The organism is Photobacterium arenosum (assembly GCF_014841115.1).
Lineage (GTDB): Bacteria > Pseudomonadota > Gammaproteobacteria > Enterobacterales > Vibrionaceae > Photobacterium > Photobacterium arenosum.
The window spans coordinates 85,858-99,040 of record NZ_JACYTP010000004.1 but is presented as its reverse complement, the minus strand read 5'-3'; the positions used below and the strand labels follow the sequence as shown (position 1 = coordinate 99,040).

The window sequence follows — 13,183 nt, the reverse complement described above, 5'->3', positions numbered from 1 at the left end:
TATTACAGGTATCTTTAGGTTGATCGGCTATGCCAGTGAATACAATTATGGGGCTCTTTGCTAAATCCCCAATCAAACCATTGCAACGCCATGTCACTCGTGTGAATGAATGTTGTGAACTGCTTGTTCCGTTTTTCGAGGCGTGTCACGCCAAAGATTGGGAAAAAGCCGGACAGTATCGTGAACAGATTTCGCAGCTTGAAAAAGATGCGGATGTGCTCAAACGTGAAATCCGTCTCAAGCTTCCTCGTGGTCTTTTCATGCCAGTCGACCGGACTGACATGCTGGATCTCCTCACTCAGCAGGACAAACTCGCAAATCTGGCCAAAGATATTGCAGGTCGTGTCTACGGACGTCAGTTAGACATCCCTGAGCACTTTTATCCAGACTTTCTTGCCTACGTTCAACGCTGCCTTGATGCTGCCAATCAGGCCAGCCGTGTCATCCATGAACTGGATGAACTGCTGGAAACCGGCTTTAAGGGCCGTGAAGTTACCCTGGTAGCAGAAATGATCAATCAGCTTGACGTTATCGAAGATGATACCGACAGCATGCAGGTTATCCTGCGCCAGCAACTACGTAAGGTCGAAGACCAGTACAATCCAGTCGATGTGATGTTTATGTATAAGATCTTCGAATGGATTGGCGGTATCGCCGACCAGGCTCAGCGTGTCGGTTCACGACTCGAAATCATGCTATCCCGCTCATAACGAGCAAGGTAAATACAACAAGGTTTTACAATGGAAATCCTGGCTAATTATGGCACCATGATCATCATGGTGGCGGCCCTCTTTGGCTTTCTAATGGCTATTGGTATTGGTGCCAATGATGTGGCTAACGCAATGGGTACCTCTGTAGGTTCCAAGGCGCTGACAGTCAAACAGGCTATTATCATCGCCATGATCTTTGAATTTGCCGGCGCCTATCTGGCCGGTGGCGAAGTCACAGACACCATACGTAAAGGGGTAATTGACACCTCTTACTACGTAAATCAGCCTGAAGTACTGGTTTACGGCATGATGGCATCGTTGCTGGCGGCAGGTTCATGGCTATTGCTGGCGTCCTACATGGGATGGCCTGTCTCCACTACGCACTCCATCATAGGTGCCATCATAGGTTTTGCCTGCGTATCTGTCGGTACGGAAGCCGTTGATTGGGGCTCAGTGCAGGGCATAGTGGGCAGCTGGATTATTACGCCACTTATCTCAGGTATCTTTGCCTATGTCATCTTTATCAGTGCACAGAGGCTGATATTTGATACCGATACCCCGCTCATCAACGCCAAGCGCTTTGTCCCTGTCTATATGTTCCTTACCACTATGGTCATCGCACTGGTGACTATCAAGAAAGGTCTGAAACATGTTGGCCTGCACTTGTCGACAGGTGAAGCCTGGCTGGCTTCGATCGCGGTTTCACTGATCGTGATGGGATTTGGCTATCTCTATATCCGTCGCAACTATGCCGATGCCGAACAGACTGTTGGCCATAACGGCTATGCGGGCGTTGAGCGCGTATTCAGCCTGCTGATGGTGGTCACCGCTTGTGCGATGGCATTTGCACACGGCTCCAACGATGTGGCTAACGCCATTGGCCCATTGTCTGCTGTGGTATCGACGGTTGAACACATGGGTGAGCTGTCCGAGAAAACCGCCATTGCCTGGTGGATTCTGCCGCTGGGTGGTTTGGGTATAGTCGTGGGTCTGGCGACCATGGGTCACAAAGTCATGGCGACTGTGGGTACAGGCATTACCGAGCTGACACCGAGTCGCGGCTTTGCAGCACAGCTGGCTACCGCGTCGACCGTCGTACTGGCGTCGGGCACAGGTTTGCCTATCTCTACCACGCAAACACTGGTAGGTGCGGTACTGGGTGTAGGCTTTGCCCGCGGTATTGCCGCCCTGAACATGGGTGTTGTTCGTAACATCGTGGCGTCTTGGATCGTTACCCTGCCAGCAGGTGCCCTGTTAGCAGTCATTTTCTTCTATGTAATGCAAGCGGCTTTTGGCTGATTTTTGTCAGTCTTCCGTAAACTTTACAAAAAAGTAGCACAAGGTCAAAAGAGGGAGGCTATGCCTCCCTCTCCTCTTGCGCCATCGCCGCAAAATTCTTAGTATCTGTGCTCCATCGATTAATCAAGCTCCTTCAAGGATCCCAGAGTGAAGCAACTTATCCGCTTAGTTTTTGCCGCTATCACCGTTCTGATGACAGCTCAGGTACACGCTCAGCAGGTGCGTTACATCTCCGATGACCTGTTTACTTACATGCATCGCGGGCCAAGTACGCAATTCAAAATTATGGGCAGCGTAGACGCTGGCACAAAAGTAACCCTGTTGGAAGTCAACAAAGAATCGGGTTTCGCTAAGGTGGTTGACGACCGTGGCCGCACAGGCTGGGTCAAGAGTGATTTCATTTCTAACCAGGTTGGCCTGAAAGAACGCCTGCCAAAATTAGAAAAAGAACTGACTGAAGTGAAAAAAGCACTGGCCAACGCCAAGCAGTCCAGCGATGAGCGCAATGCGACTCTTCAGTCATCACTGGAGAACCGCACTGAGCAGATCACCGACCTGGAAGAGCGAAACATCAAGCTGAATGATCAGCTGTCGACTTCCCAGTCTGAAATCCGCGAACTGCGCGCTAAACTGGATACCCAGGCAGACGATCTGCTGATGAGATGGTTTACCTACGGCGGCATGGTCGCAGGCGGAGGACTGCTGTTTGGTCTGGTACTGCCGCACCTGATCCCACGCCGCAAGAAGCGTAATAATGGCTGGGCCTGATGGCCAGGCCATGCGCTAATAGCCGTTCCAAAGACAAAAAAGGCAGCTCAGCTGCCTTTTTTGTCTCCGTTGTCCCGTCCTAAATAAGGTTGACACTTTCCGGCTGAAGCCGATAGTGAGCCTTACCCTGACGGCCACTGCGACAATGCTGCCATTTCAAACCGGATATGCTCAAAATCCAGAATCACCTTACGCGGCTCAATCTTCTCCAGCGTCACGCCAGGAGCAACCTCATCCCCTTCGTAAGCTTCACGGTTGTTCACCTTAACCCAGCGACTGTCCGCACTGGATGAATAGATATGAGTCTGCAGGTTGATGGCCGGTAAACGCGCCTGAACGCCCTGAGGCAAGTCTGCCAGCGTCATGACATTTTCTGCTACGTAGGGTTTTTGTTTCACAACCGCTGCGGTGACCGTTCTGGGATCCACCAAGGCCGGTGTATCGGCCTGATCGGTGGCAGCAATTGCCTGATGCAGCCGATTGGCCAGCTCAGGCGACAAGCCCGACAAATCCAGTTTATCCAAATCCAGAAAGTTCATCTGGCTGTCACTGGCTGCGGTGTCCATTGCTGTTGTGTCCATGACAGCAGTATTACCGGCAGCTGTGCCAAAGGGCTGTTCGCCAGAAGAGGAGTTTAACGGCCGCCAGACCTCAGAAGCACTGCGTTCTGCATTACTGTATAAGGGCAAACCCGGTGCCGGCAAGGCCTCGGTAGTTATCCTGGGTAACGGCAAAAACGACATAGGGTGTCCGCCAATAACAGTATCACCATCGGTGCGGTACTCTTGATGCAATGTCGGCCCGGGCAGCGACAATGCAGTGTCCAGTACCATCAGCGTCATCGGCCCGGCAATGCCGTCGGCATACAAGCCCTGAGCCTGTTGAAAACGACGTAACTTATCCAGCACACTTTGATCAAAGTCTCTGCTGGCCACGCCCGGCTCACCCAGTAAACGGTTAAGCTGCTGATCCAGCCAGGCCACCCGGCTACCTTGCTGACCATAACGGATGCTGGTGCTCTCCCCCATCGGCGGACGCCACATCAGGGTATAATCTTGCTGCCAGTGCGCCTGCAGCCACTCCCGGCTCACTCTGAGCCGCTCTCCGCCCAGCATCAGCTCGGCTTCGCCCGGCCAGAGCGCGTACAGTACCGCATAAAAGCTGTCGCCATCGTCATTGGTCAGAGGCAGGATGGCTGGACGATTGATCAGGCTGAGCTGTGCAAGATCGCCTTTGCTTTGCTGACAGGTCAGACCGATACGCGTACTGCTGAGACAGTTTGCCTGACTGGGCGAGACTTCATAGCCCCACAGCTGGTACAGGGTCTGCATGGCTTGCCTTTCCGTCGGCTGCAGAGCCAGCACAGCTTGCCAGCGTTTTTCCAGTGCCGTCAGCGCCTGGGCTTGGTCCGTTTCAGGAGAATGGCCCGAAGCAGCAGGCGCAGACACCACAGCCGTTTCCTGCACGACTGCACCCAGCTTATTTTCTGCTACCCAGCCACCGCCCCAGTAGCCCGCCGCAATTAATGCCGGAGCCAGTATCGCTGCAATGGTCCAACCCAGCCGGTTGCGCGATGACCCCGCAACTTGTGCGGGCTGGGCGACCGCCCATCCCAGTGCCAGCTCACTGGCCTGCTTGATGTGCTCAGGGTTGATCTGATATCGGCTGTCCCGGCAGGCAAGCTGCAAGGCTTTATCACACACCAGGTTGATCTGGCGCGGAATGCCGCCGCATACCCGGGCCAGCGTCTTCAGTGCCTGAGGAGAGAAAATCTGGTGAGCGCAACCGACCTGATCAAGACGAAAACGGACGTAAGCTGCCACTTCTACTTCGGTTAAGGGTAACAAGTGATAGCGTGAGGTAATGCGCTGAGCCAGCTGACGCAATCCCGGCTGCTGCAGTAACTGCTGCAGTTCAGGCTGGCCAGCCAGTACCACTTTCAGCAGTTTACGCTGATCATTTTCCAGGTTGGTCAGCAAACGCAGCTGCTCCAGTACATCCGGCAGCAGATGCTGCGCTTCATCGACCAGTAAAAGGGTATGGCGGCCAGCCTGATCATTGGCTTTAAGGTGGCCGTACAGTCTGTCGGTCAAAATCTTATAGCTGTCTTGCGGTGACGCCTGCAGCCCTAGCTCATCGCAAATGCTTTCCAGCAACTCATGGGCCGATAACGCCGGGTTCAGTACCACAGCAACTTGGGTTTCCTCGCCCAGCTTGGATAACAAGGCGCGCAGCACTGTGGTTTTGCCGGTACCGACTTCGCCGGTGAGCAGCCCAAACCCCCCGCCATCAGTCAGTCCGGCAAGCATGTGATTAAGCGCTTCACGGTGGCGATCGCTGAGATAAAGAAATCGTGCGCTGGGCACAATCGAAAACGGGGCTTCGGTCAGGCCAAAAAATGCCTTGTACATGTCTTCGTCCGGGATGAAGTAAAATAACTGAGATACATTAGCGTTCGTGACACCGATTGTATACCCTTCGGGGGCAAGACTGACAAAAGACGAGGAGAGAAAAGTGGATATTTATCTGGTTGGCGGCGCGGTACGGGATCGGCTGCTGGGATTACCCGTCAAAGACAAAGACTGGGTGGTCGTCGGCACCACACCTCAGCACATGCTGGATCAAGGGTTCAGCCAGGTAGGTAGCGATTTTCCTGTCTTTCTGCACCCCAAAACCAAAGAAGAATATGCCCTGGCCCGTACCGAACGAAAATCGGGCAAAGGCTATACCGGCTTTGAATGCTACGCCGCGCCGGATGTGACACTGGAGCAGGATCTGATGCGGCGGGATCTGACCATCAACGCCATTGCCGAGTCGCAGGATGGCACCTTGTTCGACCCTTATCAGGGCCAGCAGGATATAGAAAAGCGTCAGTTGCGCCATGTATCGCAGGCTTTTGTTGAAGATCCGCTGCGTGTCTTGCGGGTCGCCCGCTTCGCTGCCCGTTTTGCCCCGCAGGGCTTCACCGTTGCACCGGAAACGCTGGCTCTGATGCAGGAGATGGTAGCTGACGGTGAGCTGGAAGCCCTGACGCCCGAGCGTGTGTGGCAGGAATGGGAGCGTGCCCTGCATACCGAGCGCCCGGATATCTTCCTGACCGTGCTGCGCCAGTGCGGCGCACTGGGCATCGTAATGCCAGAGATCGACGCGCTGTTTGGTGTTCCGCAGCCCGAGAAGTGGCACCCGGAAATCGATACCGGTATCCATACCCTGATGGTGTCCTATCAGGCGGCACTGCTGAGTGACGATCCTGTGATCCGCTTTAGTGCCCAGGTGCATGATCTGGGTAAAGCCTTGTCGCCCAAAGCTGAACTGCCCAGCCATAAACTGCACTGCCAGCTGGGGATGGATGTGATCCGCCAGCTGTGCCAGCGCCTGAGAGTGCCGAACCATTATCGCGATACCGCGCTCATGGTCTGCGCTCAGCACACCAAAGTACACCGCGCGCAAGAGATGCGCCCCGCCACTTTTATCAGACTCTTTGATCAGATAGACGCCTGGCGAAAGCCGGAGCGTGTTGAACAGCTAGCCATTTGCTGCCGGGCGGATATTCGCGGCCGGACCGGGTTTGAAGACGACCCCTACCCGCAGGCCGATATTCTGCAGGATGTCTTCGCGGCCGTACAGACCGTCGAAGTAAAACCCATCATTGAGGCGGGCTACCAGGGCGCAGCCATCAAGGAACAACTGGCTATCCGCCGCGCCGAGGCAGCGGCGCAGGTGCTGGGGCGTTAAAAAATAGCTTATCACCTCAGCACACAGCCTCTGTGCATAATCTCAACACACAAGCTCAGGGCACAATCTCAGCGCATAAGAAAGCCGGAGCAAAGTCCGGCTTCCTTTCATTTCGCTCTGGCTGAATTACTGCTGGCTCAGCAGTAACGCGATCAGGCCAAAGCCCAGCAGCAGCCGGTAAATCACAAATGGCAGCATACCAACGCGCGTTACCAGCTTCAGGAACACATGAATACAGGCATAAGCACTGATGAAAGACACCGCCAGACCTATCCCTAAGCCGCCAAAATCAATCGGGGCATTGCTCTCAACCAGCTTGGTCCCCAGATACGTGCCAGCCAGCAGGATGATAGGGATCGACATCAGAAACGAAAAACGGGCAGCGGCTTCGCGGGTAAAACCCAGATAGAGCGCTGCTGTCATGGTCGCGCCTGAACGTGATGTACCGGGAATCATGGCCGCCGCCTGCGCCAGACCAATAAACAGTGAACGCTTGGCGTTGGCATCATACTCATCGCGGGTTTGATTCGCACGGCGATCTACCCACCACAACAGCAGACCAAACACTATGGTGGTGACCGCAATTACCCAGGCAGAGCGCAGATACACTTCTATGATATCGGCCATAAAGAAACCGAACACACAGGCCGGAATGGTCGCCAGCACTATCATCCACGCCAGACTGGCTTCACGGCAGCGGTGGCCTTTGAAGATAGATGCCAACCAGGCCGCCAGCAAAGACACCACTTCTTTGCGAAAATACATCACAACCGCCGCCAGCGTACCCACATGCACAGCAACATCAAAAGCCAGACCCTGATCTGCCCAGCCAAATACCTGCGATGGCAGGATCAGATGCGCCGAACTGGAGATCGGCAAAAATTCAGTCAGCCCCTGGATCAATGCCAACATGAACGCTTCAAAATGACTCATTGTTTACCTTTAACTCTTCGAAAACATAATACGAGAAAGTGTATCGCCAATGGATTGACCTCTGGTTTCCCTGACAGTTCAGTGCATTGCTGTCAAACTGTGTCAAAATGCAGCGCGACCGGCCTTAATACCTGCTGCTTGTCGAATGCCTGCCAGATTTGCGCCACAGTGCGTCCATCTCCCGGTATCACCAGCAGCGGGCTCAGCTCATACAGCGGCAGTAAAACGAAAGCAAACTTGTAGATATCCGCTCGCGGCAGCGCAGGCGCTTCAGGGCTGATCCGATCGCCGAACAGCAACAGATCCAAATCCAGCGTTCTGTTCTGATTCTTCACCGCATCCGGCTGACGGCCATACTGCACTTCCAGATCTTTCAGCCTGTGTTGCAGGGCATTCAGCGACAAATCTGTCTCCAGAGCCACCACACCATTGAAAAAAACGGGACCGTCAAAACCGACAGGTTCCGCTTCAAAAATACGGGAAACGCGACACTGGGATCCTAACTGCTTCAGCTCAGCCACCGCCGCACGCACATAGTGCTCACGATCGATATTACTGCCGATGCTGATGTAAACCTTAGTCACGGCGTCCCCGCTGAATCACCACACCAACACCGCGCGCATTCGGCACTGCGCCCGGCTTGGTCACTGTCACTTTGATCCAGGGTACGTTGAAACGTGTCATGATCAGGCTGGCAACTTCCTCTGCCACCCGCTCGACCAGCAGAAAGCGGCCCTGCTCCACAAATTCGGTGACTGTCTGGCTGACGGCGGCATAATCGAGCGCCAGCGACACATCATCGGCCAGAGCGGCCGGCTGGTTGTCATGGGCCATTTCCAGGTCCAGCACCAGTTTCTGCTTAATTTCCTGCTCCCAGTCATACACCCCGATAGAGGCGATAACGTCAAGATGTTCGATAAATACTGAATCCATGTTCCATCGCTAATTTTGTGTAGAGGTCGGATACCCAATGTGAGCAAAAGTGCGTATTATCGGGACGAGTTCATCATATTGATGACAGAAAACAGGCTCCCAGCGTTTCAAACACGCCAGCCTCCTGAAAGTGGATGAACTATACCACAGCTGTTATGCATAATGTCATCAGACGTGGGCGCTGAGTAATCACATTTTTACCACTTTCATGACGACCAAAAAGGCCGTGGCGTACAGGCTCATAAACACCCGCTCCCCGGATGACAACAACGTCAGGGGCTTACTGGAGATGCTATGACACCATTGGTGCTGCTGATCATTATCGCTGCTTACCTGCTGGGCTCTGTTTCCAGTGCGGTGCTGATTTGCCGTCTGTTCCGCCTGCCAGATCCAAGAGACAGCGGTTCGGGTAATCCGGGGGCAACCAATGTCCTGCGTATCGGCGGCCGGGGTGCCGCGGCACTGGTGCTGATATGCGATATCCTCAAAGGCATGCTGCCGGTCTGGATCAGCTATTTTCTGGGGATTAACCCCTTTCTGCTGGGGATCATAGGGATTGCCGCCTGTCTGGGGCATATTTACCCGCTGTTTTTCCACTTCCGTGGCGGTAAAGGCGTAGCGACGGCACTTGGCGCGCTGGCCCCGATTGGCTGGGATTTAAGCGGGATGCTGATTGCAAGCTGGTTAGTGGTGGCCGTGTTGTGTGGCTATTCTTCGCTGGCATCCATGATCACCGCGCTAATAGCACCCATGTTTACCTGGTGGGTCAAACCTCAGTACACCATGCCGGTAGCTATGCTGTCGTGCCTGATCATTCTGCGCCATCACGAGAATGTCCGCCGTTTGCTGGACGGCAAAGAATATAAGATATGGCATAAATTTAACCGCCAGTCGAAACCCTGATTCGTCCTGGCGGTTAAGTGTTATCCGGTGCTCGCTTGCCTGACCGGCTTGAGCCGCCTCAGCGCAATGGCTTGAGTGTATCGATCGGCCAGCGCGGATGGGCTTTGACACTCAAATCCATGATTTCCTGATTTTTCAGGCGCTGCATCCCGGCATAGGCAATCATGGCACCGTTATCGGTACAGAACTCAGTACGCGGATAAAAGACTTCGCCGCCCAGTTTTTCCATCAGGGTCGCCAGCTCGGCACGCAAGTGCTTGTTGGCGCTCACGCCACCAGCAATCACCAGACGCTTAAAGCCGGTTTCTTTCAGGGCGCGCTTACATTTGATTGCCAGGGTGTCCACCACGGCTTCCTGAAACGCATAAGCAATGTCTGCCCGGGTCTGCTCATCATCATCGTTGCCACGAATGGTGTTGGCCGCAAAGGTTTTCAGGCCGGAAAAACTGAAATCCATGCCCGGACGATCTGTCATCGGACGCGGGAAAGTAAAGCGGCCAGCCGTGCCTTTATCGGCCAGTTTTGACAGCAGCGGTCCGCCGGGATAATCCAGCCCCATCAGTTTGGCCGTTTTATCAAAGGCTTCACCGGCGGCATCATCAACCGACTCACCCAAAATGCGGTATTCGCCAATCCCTTTGACTTCCACCATCATGGTGTGACCGCCGGAAACCAGCAGCGCCACAAACGGAAACTCAGGGGGATTGTCTTCCAGCATGGGCGCCAGCAAATGGCCTTCCATATGGTGTACTGCCACCGCAGGCAGATTCCAGGCATACGCCAGGCTGCGGCCTATGGTCGCTCCCACTAACAGGGCGCCGACCAAGCCGGGGCCTGCGGTATAAGCAACGCCATCCAGATCCGCCGGGGTTAAACCCGCATCGGCCAGCGCCTGCTTGATCAGCGGGATGGTTTTTTTGACATGGTCCCGTGAGGCCAGTTCAGGTACGACGCCACCATAATCGGCGTGCAGCTTCACTTGGCTGTACAACTCATGAGCCAGCAGGCCTTTCTCATCATCGTAAATCGCCACGCCTGTTTCATCACAGGACGTTTCGATGCCCAGGATACGCATATCAACCTCTATACTTATATACTTACAAACCGAAAGCCGAAGCCGGTGCGGAACATCGGAGGGGCATGTTACCGCTGTTGACAGAATTTCACCAGTTCTGACTTGCAGAATGCTTTACAAATGACCCCGGATCAGATTAGAATTTCGCACCATTTTTAATCAGCTGATAATTTTGATCATCAGCGTTAATCGAATCACTCTGAGGTGAGTATTACATGCCAGTAGTCAAAGTACGTGAAAACGAACCGTTCGACGTAGCTCTACGTCGTTTTAAGCGCTCTTGCGAAAAAGCAGGTATCCTTTCTGAAGTTCGCCGTCGTGAGCACTTCGAAAAGCCAACAACTGTACGTAAGCGCGCTAAAGCAGCGGCTGTTAAGCGTCACCTGAAAAAATTGGCTCGCGAAAACGCACGTCGCGTTCGTCTGTACTAATTTACAGATAACAAGGACAGCGTAATGGCCCTAATCGAAAGTATAAAGAACGAACAAAAAGCAGCCATGAAGGCGAAGGACAAAGCTCGCCTGGGTGCTATCCGTCTTGTTCTTGCTGCCATCAAACAACGTGAAGTCGACGAGAAGATCACTCTGACCGACGACGACATAGTGGCAGTACTGACGAAAATGGTAAAACAGCGTCGTGACTCTGTGGCTCAGTATGAAGCCGCAGGCCGTCAGGATCTGGCCGATGTTGAGCATGCTGAAATCGCCGTACTGGAAGAATTTATGCCTCAGCCGCTGAGCGACGACGAAGTTGCCGCTCTGCTGGAAGACGCTATCGCCAGCACCGGTGCCAGCACTATGCAAGACATGGGTAAACTGATGGCTGTGCTTAAACCACAGCTGCAGGGCCGCGCCGATATGGGGAAAGTTAGCCAATTGGTCAAAGCCAAACTCGGTTAAAACTGCCCCAACTCTACAGCAAGCCGTGCTATCCTCTCGGGAATGCGCGGCTTGTTTGTATCTCTTCCCAGTTAATTTCAGGTAACACTCATTGTATGGCAGGAAAGATCCCTCGTTCATTCATCGATGACCTCATCTCACGGCATGACATAGTCGATGTAATTGATGCGCGGGTGAAACTCAAAAAGCAAGGCAAGAACTACGGTGCCTGCTGCCCTTTCCACAATGAGAAAACCCCGTCTTTTTCTGTCAGTCCCGATAAACAGTTCTACTATTGCTTTGGGTGCGGTGCAAAAGGCAACGTACTCGATTTTGTGATGGAGTTCGACCGGCTGGACTTTGTGGATGCCATCGAAGAACTGGCGTCTCAGCTTGGCCTTGAAATTCCGCGCGAACAAGGCACCAGCGGCCAGAGCAGCATCAAGCGACAAGAGAAACAAAGCCTTTATGACCTGATGGGTCAGGTCGCCCAATATTATCAGTCGCTGTTGCGTCAGAGCGATGCGCAGGTGGCGATTAACTACCTGAAAGGACGCGGCCTGTCTGGCGAGATCGTCAAACAGTTCGGCATCGGCTATGTGCCTGACCAATGGGATCTGGTGCGCAGCCGTTTTGGCCGCAACGAGCAGGCACAGCAAGATTTAGTCAGCGCCGGCATGCTGATCGAAAACGAGCAAGGCCGTCGCTATGACCGTTTCCGTGGCCGGATTATGTTTCCGATCCACGACCGCCGCGGCCGGGTGATCGGGTTTGGTGGCCGGGTACTGGGCGAAGGTACGCCCAAGTATCTCAACTCACCGGAAACACCGATTTTTCACAAAGGCCGCGAGCTCTACGGTTTGTATCAGGTGATGCAAACCTACCGGGAACCTGAACGCGTTCTGGTCGTCGAAGGCTATATGGATGTAGTGGCCCTGGCGCAATACGGCGTCGACTATGCCGTCGCCTCACTGGGCACCTCGACCACAGGGGAGCACATTCAGACCCTGTTCCGGCAAACCGGTACTGTGGTGTGCTGTTATGACGGTGACCGCGCCGGTCGCGATGCGGCCTGGCGGGCGATGGAGCAGGCACTGCCCTACCTGACTGACGGCCGCCAGCTGAAATTTATGTTCCTGCCCGACGGTGAAGACCCGGACAGTTTCGTGCGTCAGCATGGCAAAGAAGCCTTTGAGCAGGCCATCACACAGGCGATGACCCTGTCTGATTTCCTGTTCACCACCCTGCTGCAACAGGTGGATACCAGCAGCCGGGAAGGCAAAGCCAAGCTCAGTACGCTGGCTGTGCCACTGATTGACAAAGTGCCGGGCGGCACCCTGAGACTATACTTACGGAAAGTTTTAGGACAAAAACTCGGTCTTCCTGATGAAGAGCAGCTCAAACAGCTGATCAGCGAACACGGAGACAACAAGCCGGTAAGAATGGTTCAGCCCGCCATCAAGCGTACGCCGATGCGCATCGCGATTGCGCTGCTGCTGCAAAACCCGGGTTTTGCCACTGAACTGGGCTTGAACACTCATGACTTCGCCGGCACAGAGCTGGCGGGCTTAAAATTATTATTGAAAATAGTTGATAAATGTCGACTTCATCCCAATATCACAACTGGACAGTTGCTAGAAGATTGGCGTGAGACCGAGCAAGCATCGCTGATGGCCCGTTTGGCCAGCTGGGAAATACCGCTCGGCAGCGATGAAGACAGTTTACACACTGTATTTTTTGACGCGATGGATAAAGTTATCGATCAATGCGTCACACAACAAATTGAGAAGTTGCAGGCTAAATCGAACACCGTCGGCTTATCAGTCGAAGAGAAGCGGGAGCTTCAGCTATTGCTGTTAAATCGCCCCGTCTAAAAAGTAGTCAACAATTCTGACATTTGTTATAATTACTGGTTTGCATTTCTGCATCCTTTTTTCTCACTCAGACCC

The 13,183-nt window shown here is 53.8% G+C and carries 13 protein-coding genes; 8 read left to right on the top strand and 5 right to left on the bottom strand.

Annotated features, from left to right (window positions below; genetic code table 11):
• Positions 1-29 precede the first annotated feature (29 nt).
• The 3 genes from IFO68_RS08245 (at position 30) to IFO68_RS08235 (ending at position 2,777) form a co-directional block, all read left to right on the top strand.
• Positions 30-710 (top strand): TIGR00153 family protein, encoded by a 681-nt coding sequence (locus tag IFO68_RS08245; RefSeq protein ID WP_192015459.1) that lies wholly within the window; start codon positions 30-32, stop codon positions 708-710.
• A 30-nt stretch (positions 711-740) separates the two neighbouring features.
• Positions 741-2,009, top strand: coding sequence for an inorganic phosphate transporter (locus IFO68_RS08240; protein WP_192015458.1), 1,269 nt, complete (start codon positions 741-743; stop codon positions 2,007-2,009).
• A gap of 192 nt (positions 2,010-2,201) precedes the next feature.
• Positions 2,202-2,777 carry a TIGR04211 family SH3 domain-containing protein gene (locus IFO68_RS08235; protein WP_237028859.1) on the top strand — a complete coding sequence of 192 codons (576 nt, stop codon included), beginning with the start codon at positions 2,202-2,204 and terminating at the stop codon, positions 2,775-2,777.
• Between the two features lie 122 nt (positions 2,778-2,899).
• On the opposite strand, the gene IFO68_RS08230 is transcribed toward IFO68_RS08235, so the two are convergent.
• Entirely contained in the window at positions 2,900-5,188 is a 2,289-nt protein-coding gene (locus IFO68_RS08230; RefSeq protein WP_192015456.1) for an AAA family ATPase, read from the bottom strand.
• Between the two features lie 103 nt (positions 5,189-5,291).
• Here IFO68_RS08230 and IFO68_RS08225 point away from each other — a divergent pair, with 103 nt between their 5' ends.
• Entirely contained in the window at positions 5,292-6,512 is a 1,221-nt protein-coding gene (locus IFO68_RS08225) for a multifunctional CCA addition/repair protein (RefSeq protein ID WP_192015455.1), read from the top strand.
• Positions 6,513-6,638: 126 nt separating this feature from the next.
• Here the strand turns inward: IFO68_RS08225 and IFO68_RS08220 are convergent, their stop codons facing one another.
• The 3 genes from IFO68_RS08220 to folB all read right to left on the bottom strand — a co-directional run bounded on the left by IFO68_RS08220 (position 6,639) and on the right by folB (position 8,378).
• Positions 6,639-7,445 carry an undecaprenyl-diphosphate phosphatase gene (locus tag IFO68_RS08220; RefSeq protein WP_192015454.1) on the bottom strand — a complete coding sequence of 269 codons (807 nt, stop codon included), beginning with the start codon at positions 7,443-7,445 and terminating at the stop codon, positions 6,639-6,641.
• A 92-nt stretch (positions 7,446-7,537) separates the two neighbouring features.
• Positions 7,538-8,029 (bottom strand): 2-amino-4-hydroxy-6-hydroxymethyldihydropteridine diphosphokinase, encoded by a 492-nt coding sequence (folK, locus tag IFO68_RS08215; protein ID WP_192015453.1) that lies wholly within the window; start codon positions 8,027-8,029, stop codon positions 7,538-7,540.
• Positions 8,022-8,378, bottom strand: coding sequence for a dihydroneopterin aldolase (folB, locus tag IFO68_RS08210; protein WP_046222375.1), 357 nt, complete (start codon positions 8,376-8,378; stop codon positions 8,022-8,024). The genes folK and folB overlap by 8 nt, the downstream gene beginning before the upstream one ends.
• A 294-nt stretch (positions 8,379-8,672) precedes the next feature.
• On the opposite strand from folB, the gene plsY reads away from it, so the two are divergent.
• Entirely contained in the window at positions 8,673-9,281 is a 609-nt protein-coding gene (gene plsY, locus IFO68_RS08205) for a glycerol-3-phosphate 1-O-acyltransferase PlsY (RefSeq protein ID WP_192015452.1), read from the top strand.
• 58 nt (positions 9,282-9,339) lie between these two features.
• Here plsY and tsaD read toward each other — a convergent pair whose 3' ends face one another.
• Positions 9,340-10,356, bottom strand: a complete 1,017-nt coding sequence (gene tsaD, locus IFO68_RS08200) for a tRNA (adenosine(37)-N6)-threonylcarbamoyltransferase complex transferase subunit TsaD (RefSeq protein ID WP_192015451.1) — start codon at positions 10,354-10,356, stop codon at positions 9,340-9,342.
• A gap of 215 nt (positions 10,357-10,571) precedes the next feature.
• Here tsaD and rpsU point away from each other — a divergent pair, with 215 nt between their 5' ends.
• From rpsU to dnaG, 3 genes are all read left to right on the top strand, one after another.
• Entirely contained in the window at positions 10,572-10,787 is a 216-nt protein-coding gene (gene rpsU / locus IFO68_RS08195) for a 30S ribosomal protein S21 (protein ID WP_002537656.1), read from the top strand.
• Between the two features lie 24 nt (positions 10,788-10,811).
• Entirely contained in the window at positions 10,812-11,255 is a 444-nt protein-coding gene (locus IFO68_RS08190; RefSeq protein WP_027251933.1) for a GatB/YqeY domain-containing protein, read from the top strand.
• A 95-nt stretch (positions 11,256-11,350) separates the two neighbouring features.
• Positions 11,351-13,108 carry a DNA primase gene (gene dnaG, locus IFO68_RS08185; RefSeq protein ID WP_192015450.1) on the top strand — a complete coding sequence of 586 codons (1,758 nt, stop codon included), beginning with the start codon at positions 11,351-11,353 and terminating at the stop codon, positions 13,106-13,108.
• The last annotated feature ends 75 nt before the right edge of the window (positions 13,109-13,183 follow it).

Bases quoted from the DNA above. Each gene is read 5' to 3' on its own strand.
- IFO68_RS08245 (WP_192015459.1), top strand. From the start codon at position 30: ATGCCAGTGAATACAATTATGGGGCTCTTTGCTAAATCCCCAATCAAA.
- IFO68_RS08240 (WP_192015458.1), top strand. From the start codon at position 741: ATGGAAATCCTGGCTAATTATGGCACCATGATCATCATGGTGGCGGCC.
- IFO68_RS08235 (WP_237028859.1), top strand. From the start codon at position 2,202: ATGACAGCTCAGGTACACGCTCAGCAGGTGCGTTACATCTCCGATGAC.
- IFO68_RS08230 (WP_192015456.1), bottom strand. From the start codon at position 5,188: ATGTACAAGGCATTTTTTGGCCTGACCGAAGCCCCGTTTTCGATTGTG.
- IFO68_RS08220 (WP_192015454.1), bottom strand. From the start codon at position 7,445: ATGAGTCATTTTGAAGCGTTCATGTTGGCATTGATCCAGGGGCTGACT.
- folB (WP_046222375.1), bottom strand. From the start codon at position 8,378: ATGGATTCAGTATTTATCGAACATCTTGACGTTATCGCCTCTATCGGG.
- plsY (WP_192015452.1), top strand. From the start codon at position 8,673: ATGACACCATTGGTGCTGCTGATCATTATCGCTGCTTACCTGCTGGGC.
- tsaD (WP_192015451.1), bottom strand. From the start codon at position 10,356: ATGCGTATCCTGGGCATCGAAACGTCCTGTGATGAAACAGGCGTGGCG.
- rpsU (WP_002537656.1), top strand. From the start codon at position 10,572: ATGCCAGTAGTCAAAGTACGTGAAAACGAACCGTTCGACGTAGCTCTA.
- IFO68_RS08190 (WP_027251933.1), top strand. From the start codon at position 10,812: ATGGCCCTAATCGAAAGTATAAAGAACGAACAAAAAGCAGCCATGAAG.
- dnaG (WP_192015450.1), top strand. From the start codon at position 11,351: ATGGCAGGAAAGATCCCTCGTTCATTCATCGATGACCTCATCTCACGG.